Below are 8159 nucleotides of genomic sequence, written 5' to 3'. Positions count from 1 at the left end.
CAGAACAAAACCGATGGAGATCGTAGCCGGGGAGAACGCCTGCTATACTCTCCTGGCATTTATCTGTCTTAAAATGGAGTTACACTGGAAATCAAACCCTATCGGAAAAGTGCGTAAGAGTCTGCCATTCTTTCAAAAACTGGCTGATAAAAATTTTACACAAAAACTTGACAGTACCAGCGCTGATGGGGCGTTATAGATTCCTTTTTCACCCGCTCTCTGATTTTAGCACATATATCATCGACTTGTGCTTCCTCTTCCTTGGTCAATTGAATTCCATAATCTTTCATTACATCCTCCCTTTTTAAACCCTCATTATGTTTCCATTCCTAATCTTTAAACCATATTATTCTCTGCGGTTATAGTACCTATAAATAGCTTCCATGGCTCGAGAGCAGGACATTTTTATAAGAAAATCCCTGACGGGAGCCTTGCCGCAGCAAGAAGACCAAAACAAAAAACATATCTTATACATAAATACTATGAGTTGTTCGCTTAAATCGTGCCAACATTAAATATGATTAATATCAAATAGTTGAGCAAATACGCATGTATAATAATCTGCATTTAGAAATTTTGTTTCTGCATTTAGAAATTTTGTTTTATTTTACTCAGAATACGGAATTTTACATAAATTTTGAACTCAAATCATTAAGTTATAAATGGAATTCACATTGGGATATTATAGCAATTGTCATAAATCTGTTCCGATACCCAATTACAACCAAGAAATCGGAATATTAGAGCCTGTTTCAAAATGTTTCGGTTTAGTCAAGGTCAAGGCGGACGAAAATTTTAACCACAGGAATACATTGAGTATTTTGAGGATTAAAATTTGAGCCCAACACAGAGATCGGCTAAAATGGGGCGTTTTGCAATTGGCTCATTATTATGGCAAATACTATACGTAACTTCCGGCACTAACTCAAGAACTTGTTGACTTATATGCTATCTTTATTCATTTTCAGCCGGTTTTTTATGCACATGCTGCGATTCCCATCGTTTGTCGAGATAATACAAAATTGGAACGGTCATTCGCGAGAAAAGAAGAGATGCAACTTCACCTGCCATCAGAGATATGGCAAGCCCCTGGAATATAGGATCAAACAATATTACTGAAGCGCCAACCACAACAGCTGCTGCCGTCAGCATCATCGGCCTGAACCTAACGGCGCCTGCATCGATTACGGCAAGATCAAGAGGCATTCCCTGAGAAACACGAAGCTCAATAAAATCAACAAGAATTATAGAGTTTCTTACAACAATCCCGGCACCGGCAATAAAACCGATCATGGATGTTGCTGAAAAAAAGGCGCCCATTATCCAGTGTCCCGGCAGGATACCGATAAGGGAAAACGGAATAGCCGCCATTATTACAAGAGGTGTTGAAAAGGATTTAAACCATCCGACAACAAGAACAAATATTAAAACAAGAACCACCGCAAAAGCTATCCCCAAATCGCGGAAAACCTCATAGGTAATATGCCATTCGCCATCCCATTTCATGGAAAACCGGCGATCTGATTCAGGCAGCGCTGAAGTGTGCTGAACAATTTTATATCCTTCAGGAAGCGATATGGCATCAATTTCTTTTTTCATCTCAAGTATGGCATAAACAGGACTTTCCTTTTCACCCGCCACATCACCTGTTACATAAACCACAGGCATAAGATTTTTATGATATATGCTTTTATCATTTTGTGTGTTTACGGTTTTAACAAGACTTGACAGTGATATCAGCTTTCCGTCAGGCTGAGCTATTTTTATGGCTTCAAGCCGTTCGATTCCCGCCCGTTGTGAAAGAGGAAGTTTTACCATGATAGGGATATCTTCTTTGTCCTTCGGCTGGTGAAGAAGACCGGCCTGTCTTCCCGAAAGGACCAGTTCAAGGGTGTTTGAAATCCGGGATGCGCTGATGCCATGAAGCGCCGCCTTTTGTCTGTCAACCTCAATATTGACTCTGGGCTGGTTTTCCTCCATATACCAGTCTACATCTACAACGCCTGATGTTTGTTCAAAAATTTTCATTACTTTTTCGGCGATAAGCCGTTGGCGGTTATAATCGGGGCCGTATATTTCCGCAACAAGAGTTGAAAGAACAGGAGGTCCGGGCGGCACCTCCGCAACTTTTATTCTGGCATTATACTTATCGGCTATTTCTTTTAATGCAGGCCTTACACGTTTTGCTATTTCATGGCTCTGATCTTTTCTCAGCCCTTTTCCGGCAAGGTTAACCTGTATATCCGCAACATTATTTCCTTTACGCAGATAATAATGGCGTACAAGACCATTAAAGTTGAAAGGTGCTGCTATTCCTGCATAAACTTCATAATCAACAACCTCGTTTACCGTTTTCAAATAATTGCCCATTTCAAGAGCGGCTAATACCGTATTCTCAAGGGTGGAATATTCAGGCATATCAATAATAACCTGGAACTCGCTCTTGTTGTCGAAAGGCAGCATTTTAACATGAACTTTTTTGATCGCAACAAGAGCACAGGCAGCCAACAGGAGAAAAACCACCAGAATAAGAAATGCATAATGCCAGAATGGTTTTTCAATAAGCGGGGTCATGATCCTGCGGTAAAACAGAGTGCTCCAACCCTCTTTTTCATGGTGTGTTGCGCCATTTTCCTTTTGACGGATAAGTTTTATTGAAGCCCAGGGGGTGACTATAAATGCCACAATAAGCGAAAAAACCATCGCCGCTGAGACTCCTACGGGAATGGGACGCATGTAAGGACCCATAAGGCCGCCGACAAAGGCCATGGGAAGTATTGCAGCGATAACCGTAAGAGTTGCAAGTATGGTCGGATTCCCCACTTCGTCTACCGCTTCAATTGCAACCTGGATTTTTGAACGACCAGCATTTTCGGGGAGCCTGAAATGCCGTACAATATTTTCAACAATTACTATAGCGTCATCGACAAGAATTCCGATTGAAAAAATAAGAGCAAAAAGAGTAATACGGTTTAGTGTGTAGCCATAAAAATAAAATGTAGAAAGTGTTAAAGCAAGTGTAACAGGTATTGCAAGAGCAACTATTCCCGACTCACGGTGACCTAATGTAAACCAGATAAGAATTGACACCGAAACAATGGCAATCATCATATGCAACAATAGCTCATCGGATTTTTCTTTTGCAGTTTCACCATAATGCCTTGTTATGGTCATATTTATATTGTCAGGAAGGATAGTTCCCTTTGTGTCATTGATTCTTGCGAGCACCTTTTCTGCAACTGTAACTGCATTTGTGCCTTTTCTTTTTGCTATTGTAAGTGTAACTGCCGGACAAGCATCTTTGGGCAGAGCATCTTTTGAAATATTTTTCTCTTTTGCCGCAGGACCTGCTCCGAAAAATACATATTGATCCGGTTCTCCAGGGCCGTCTGAAACAGCAGCAACATCTTCCAGATATACCGGTTTTCCTTCATGAACGGAAATGACCACTTTTCTAACATCTTCAATATTACGTAAAAATCCGCCGGTATGGACAATAGTCTGGCCTGCCTGCGACGGAAAAGATCCGGAATCCGAGCTCTGATTTGCTGCGGGTAAAATTGAAAAAACACGTTCCTGATCAATGCCGAATGCAGAAAGTTTAACCGGATCAATATTTACCTCAACCTGCCTTTTTTCACCTCCGATGATTGTTGTTACGGAAACATTTTCTTCCATCTTGGCGATATTTTCGACTTCGGCCGCTACGCGCCTTAGAAGGTAATGGTCGGCATTTTTCCCCCAGAATGTTAATGAAAGTACAGGCACATCATCTATATAACACGGCTTTACCAGAGGAGGGGAAACGGCATATGGAATTATATCCATGTTGGCCATAAGTTTTGATTGAAGCCTGACAATCGCCTGCTCTTCATTTTGCCCGACCAGAAAGCGTACTATTGCCAATGACGTGCCGGGACTTGAGGTGGAATAAATATATTCAACTCCCGGAATTTCCCATAAAAGCTTTTCCATAGGTGATGTTACACGCTCTTCAACTTCTTTTGAGCTTGCACCCGGCATACTGACAAATACATCTATCATGGGAACGATGATCTGTGGTTCTTCTTCTCTTGGCAAAGCAATAACCGAAGCGATGCCAAGAAGAATGGACGCAATGATAATAAGTGGTGTGAGTTTGGATTCTATAAAATAATTAGCAATCTTTCCTGCAGCACCCATCCTGAGGCTCATGAGAAAGTCTCCACTTTTACGCCATCTGTAATATTTATGCCGGGATTTGAAATATAGCGATCTTTTGGATTAAGTCCTGATAGAATTTCTACCGATTTTTCAAAAATTCTACCGGTGCGGATAACTCTGAAACGGGCCATGTTTTGGTCATCAACTATATAGATCCCTGTTAACTGGCCCTGATAAATTAATGCTGATGGAGGAATCGACAGCATGTTTACATCTCCGATGGGAACTGAAACTTTTGCATACACGCCTGAACGAACCGATTTATTTAAAGGGAAAGAGGCTTTAAACATGAAAGACCCGGTGGTGGAATCTGCAGCCTGGGATGTTGTATAAACTCTTCCTTCGAGCAAAAGATCATTTGATGCAGGAATTATTATATTTATCTTTTTGCCCATTTCTATGCTTTTTGCGAGAGCTTCAGGAATAACAAATTCTACATAATAACTTTGTGTTTCCTCAACACCAAGGATCGGTGCTCCGGGTGACGCAAGATCTCCCGGTTCCATCATTTTAGCTGTTACAAGACCGTTATATGGAGCATAAATTACAGAATCCTTGTCAAATGATTTTGCGGATAAAACTGCCGCCTCAGCCTGCTTGATACGGTTGCCTGCAGCCTGAACCATAGCCTCTGCCTGAAGCAATCCGGCTCCGGCCTGGCTGTTTTTGGTTTCAATATCTTCAAAATCCTGTTTACTGGTAGCATTATCATTATATAAATTGGAATAGCGTTTATAAGTATCACCTGCAAGTTTTGCAGCAGCGCGTGCCGAATCTGTAGCAGATATTGCGGCAGCATGTGCATTAAGCGCTTCTTCTTTAGCCTGTTCGGCCTGCTGCAGCTGAGCTTTTACCTGACTATTATCAAGAAGAACAAGCTCATCTCCCTTTTTAATCAGATCCCCTTCTTTTACATTTATTTTTTGTATTTCCGCCAGAAGCTTGCTTGATAGTGTGCTTTCCGTTATTGCATGAATAGTACCTGTGGTTTCATATAAAAAAGGTTGATTTACAACTTGCGCCTCCATAACAACAGCTTTAACCGCTGCATCTTTTTTCTCTTCAGAATTTCCCGGTTCAATTTTTTCCTTGCAGCCTGATAAAGTGACTAACAATACAACTATAAAGGAAGATATCACTATTCTTTTCAGCATATAGGACTCCATTTATACAACTGGATTACGGTGGCCCGTTCTTCGATCCGGTCTTACCGGAATGGTAAAAAATGATATTTTCGGAAACTTTGATATGTGAAATTAAGATATATTTGTTTTACACCGCTACCACAGATTTAACTCCTGGTACATCTTGCATTAAAAGCTTTTCGATTCCGTTTTTTAAAGTCATCTGTGACATCGGGCATCCTGCGCATGCACCCTGAAGACGCACCTTGACAATGCCTTCACTAACATCCACGATTTCCACATCGCCACCATCTTTTTGAAGCATTGGCCTGATTTTTTTTATTGCTGCCTCAACCTGTTCTTTCATTATCCCTCTCCTTTAATCCTTTTATTATAAAAATCTGTTTTAAATTCTTCAAACTCATCGTTTAAAATGGCTTTTCTCATATCTTTCATCAGCTTAGTATAATAGTAGATATTATGAATTGTATTTAAACGATATGCAAGTATTTCCTTTGACATATAAAGGTGTCGCAGATATGCCCGTGAAAAATTACTGCATGTATAGCAAAGGCACCCTTCTTCAACAGGAGCAGTATCATATTTATAGCGTGAATTACAAATATTGATTGTGCCCTTGTTTGTAAACATCTGCCCGTTTCTCGCATTTCTTGTGGGCATGACACAGTCAAACATATCAGCTCCAAGGGCTACAAGATCAACAAGATTTTCAGGTGTTCCCACTCCCATCATATATTTCGGCTTTCCGGCAGGAAGTTTTTCAAGAGTATAATCAGCTATTTCAAGCATAATATCAGCGGGCTCCCCAACACTTAATCCGCCTATAGCATACCCCGAAAATCCTGTTTCCACAATTTCTTTTGCGGACTTTTCCCGAAGATCCTTAAACATACCGCCCTGAACAATACCAAAAAGAGCGTTTCTGCTTTCACCGGTTTCTTCCCAGGTTTTTTTACATCTTTTTGCCCATTGAGTTGTCAGTTCGAGAGCATCTTGCGCTTCTTTTTTTTCGGCAGGATATTCTATGCACTGGTCAAGACACATCATTATGTCTGAATTTAGCAGCATCTGCACCTGCACAGCTTTTTCAGGTGTAAGAACATGACTTGATCCGTCAATATGAGACTGAAAGCTGTAACCCTCATTTGTTATTTTGGATAGCTTTGCAAGTGAAAAAACCTGGAATCCGCCGCTGTCTGTCAGTATGGGACCTTTCCAGTTCATAAATCCGTGAAGTCCTGAAAAAAGCTTTATAACATCACAGCCGGGTCTTAAGTATAAATGATATGTGTTTCCAAGAATGATGCTTGCACCTGCTTGTGTAATTTCTTCGGGTGACAGTGATTTTACAGATGCAAGCGTTCCTACAGGCATAAAAACAGGAGTTTCAACTACACCGTGAGAAGTATGCATCAATCCGGCTCTTGCCCGGCTCTTTTTCGATTCCGATATAACAGTAAAGTCAAACATTATGATTAACCGTGTTAAGTGTTAGGTTTTTATTGGATGAACATCGCATCCCCATAGCTGTAAAACCTGTACCCTTGTGAAATAGCTTCTTTATATGCGGAAAGGATTCTTTCCCTTCCGGCAAAAGCAGATACCAACATAAGAAGAGTGGAGCGCGGCAAATGAAAATTTGTAATGATTGAATCAACTACTTTGAAACTGTATCCGGGATAAATAAAAAGATCGCATTTACCGCTGCCTGAAAGAACCCTTCCTTTATGGTCGGAGGCATATTCCAGAGTTCTTATGCATGTTGTGCCCACAGCAATTATTTTCCCGCCATCCGCCCGTACTGTGTTGATTGCTTCGGCTGCTTCAAAAGATATGTCATACCTCTCGGAATGTATTTCATGCTCCCTTATATCGGAAACCCTTACAGGAAGAAAAGTTCCATAACCGACATGCAGGGTTATTTCTGCGGTTTTGGTACCTTTTGCTTTAATTTTTTCAAGAAGTTCTCTGGTGAAATGAAGACCTGCCGTAGGCGCGGCCACAGCACCGCTATATGACGCATATACAGTCTGATAGGATGTTTTATCATCTATTGATTTATTATTGTCCTTATCGCGCTTTATATATGGCGGAAGCGGCATTTTCCCGATTCTGAGAAGAATTTCCTCAAAGTTTTCGGAAGATGAAAATTTTAGCAGACAAATTCCATCTTTGACATCATTCAGCACCTTGGCTGTAAGATTTTCTTCAAATAAAATTAACGAGCCCTGTTTGGCAGGTTTGGAAGTTTTTACAAGGCATTCGCAAATAAAATCTCCGGTTTTATCCTGTTCTCTGATTCCGCCCGTAAAATCCAAAATAAGAATTTCGGCTTTGCCTCCGGTTTCTTTTTTCCCGAACAATCTGCCCGGAATTACCTTTGTATTGTTTATTACGATAATATCTTTGGGTGAAATGAAGTCGCAAATTTCAGAAAATTTATTATGAAAAGTACTTCCGGTATTTTTATCCAAAACCATAAGCCTGGAAGCATCCCTGCAGGATGCCGGTTTTTGCGCTATCTGGTCTTCAGAAAGTTCATAATCATAATCTGATAACAAAAACACGCCTATTGCCTCCCGATAAAAACAAGCCCATCCACCTTAATGAACCTTCATCCATTCCAAGAATTTTTATAATCCACTGTTTCATTTTTTCAGGAAACGCAAAATATAATGGACCCCGAAATTTGAACTGATGGTTAAGCTGCTTTTTCTGTGATATTGACTCCATTATAAAGGAGACAGAATGAGAAAGCAATATCCAGGGAATTTTAAAGCAAAGGTTGCATTGGAAGCCATCAGGTCAGAG

General features: G+C 40.6%; 7 protein-coding genes. 1 reads left to right on the top strand and 6 read right to left on the bottom strand.

Features of this window, described 5'->3' with window-relative positions:
* On the top strand, positions 1–199 hold a 199-nt coding region (locus VXK47_RS09545; protein WP_435548549.1), incomplete at its 5' end, for a hypothetical protein.
* A gap of 755 nt (positions 200–954) precedes the next feature.
* Here the strand turns inward: VXK47_RS09545 and VXK47_RS09540 are convergent.
* From VXK47_RS09540 to VXK47_RS09515, 6 genes are all read right to left on the bottom strand, one after another.
* The gene (locus tag VXK47_RS09540; RefSeq protein WP_435548548.1) at positions 955–4194 is read right to left on the bottom strand and encodes an efflux RND transporter permease subunit; all 3240 of its coding nucleotides are present in this window, start codon (positions 4192–4194) and stop codon (positions 955–957) included.
* Complete coding sequence (locus tag VXK47_RS09535) at positions 4191–5357, bottom strand: efflux RND transporter periplasmic adaptor subunit (RefSeq protein ID WP_435548547.1); 1167 nt, start codon at positions 5355–5357, stop codon at positions 4191–4193. The genes VXK47_RS09540 and VXK47_RS09535 overlap by 4 nt, the downstream gene beginning before the upstream one ends.
* 118 nt (positions 5358–5475) lie before the next feature.
* Complete coding sequence (locus VXK47_RS09530) at positions 5476–5694, bottom strand: NifU family protein (protein WP_435548546.1); 219 nt, start codon at positions 5692–5694, stop codon at positions 5476–5478.
* Positions 5694–6818, bottom strand: a complete 1125-nt coding sequence (gene tgt, locus VXK47_RS09525; protein ID WP_435548545.1) for a tRNA guanosine(34) transglycosylase Tgt — start codon at positions 6816–6818, stop codon at positions 5694–5696. Before tgt ends, VXK47_RS09530 begins: the two co-directional genes overlap by 1 nt.
* 29 nt (positions 6819–6847) lie before the next feature.
* Entirely contained in the window at positions 6848–7915 is a 1068-nt protein-coding gene (queA, locus tag VXK47_RS09520; RefSeq protein ID WP_435548544.1) for a tRNA preQ1(34) S-adenosylmethionine ribosyltransferase-isomerase QueA, read from the bottom strand.
* The gene (locus VXK47_RS09515) at positions 7893–8081 is read right to left on the bottom strand and encodes a DUF2065 domain-containing protein (protein WP_435548543.1); all 189 of its coding nucleotides are present in this window, start codon (positions 8079–8081) and stop codon (positions 7893–7895) included. The genes queA and VXK47_RS09515 overlap by 23 nt, the downstream gene beginning before the upstream one ends.
* Between the last annotated feature and the right edge of the window lie 78 nt (positions 8082–8159).

It is taken from the genome of Desulfobacterium sp. N47 (assembly GCF_051233685.1).
GTDB lineage: Bacteria > Desulfobacterota > Desulfobacteria > Desulfobacterales > RPRI01 > RPRI01.
The sequence above is the reverse complement of the archived record's forward strand: the minus strand, read 5'-3'. Positions and strand labels throughout refer to the sequence as shown.